Raw genomic sequence first — 771 nt, forward strand, 5'->3', positions numbered from 1 at the left:
CCGCCGCCTCCTCCACCGCACGCAACCGCGACCGGACCTCGTGCAACTCAGCCACGACCCGCTTCAGATAATCCAGGAGCCGCTGTTCCTCGGTCATGCGTATCACCTTCGAAAATTCGGGAGACCGCGCCAATGGGTCCGGTTCTCAGATCTGATTGTCGATGAAGTCGAATACTTCCTCGGCGGTGGCCGTGCGAAGTTTGTCCGCCACATCGGCGTCGTCCGGACGCTCGCCGGCGTCCGTCCATTTCGCCAGCACGTCCCTGAGCCGGGTGATCACGGCGGCACGGACGGTGCCGTCCGTCGCGACCGTCGCCAGTGCCGACTCCAGCCGGGTGAGTTCGGCGAGCACGGGCGGGGGCGCCTTGGTATCGCCGTCGAGTATCTGCGCGCGCAGGTGCTCGGCCAGCAGCGCCGGGGTCGGATAGTCGAAGAGCAGTGTCGTCGGCAGCCGCAGGGCGGTGGCCGCGTTCAGCTGGTTGCGCAGTTCGACGGCGGTCAGCGAGTCGAATCCGGCCTCCAGGAATCCGACCGTCGTGTCGACGGTGTCCGTGCTGCCGTGTCCGAGCACGGCGGCGGTGTGCACACGCAGCAGGTCCAGCAGCAGCCGGTGCTGTTCCAGCTCGGGTAGGCCGGCCAACCGCTGGCGCAGCGACTGCGGCGTGTCCGGCCGTGACGGGGGACGCCGCGCGGACACCAGCCCGCTCAGCAGCGGCGGCGTGGTGTCCGCGCGCAGCGCGGCGACGTCCAGCCGTACGGACGCCACCACGC

Annotated in this window: 2 protein-coding genes; both read right to left on the reverse strand. The window is 69.5% G+C overall.

Features of this window, described 5'->3' with window-relative positions; all coding sequences use genetic code 11:
* Positions 1-97 (reverse strand): polyketide synthase docking domain-containing protein (locus DD1DGNOD_RS31135; RefSeq protein WP_206443081.1); only part of this gene is annotated, 97 nt, incomplete at its 3' end.
* Between the two features lie 48 nt (positions 98-145).
* On the reverse strand, positions 146-771 hold a 626-nt coding region (locus DD1DGNOD_RS26825; RefSeq protein WP_165036575.1), incomplete at its 5' end, for an acyl carrier protein.

The organism is Candidatus Protofrankia californiensis, from assembly GCF_900634765.1.
GTDB lineage: Bacteria > Actinomycetota > Actinomycetes > Frankiales > Frankiaceae > Protofrankia > Protofrankia californiensis.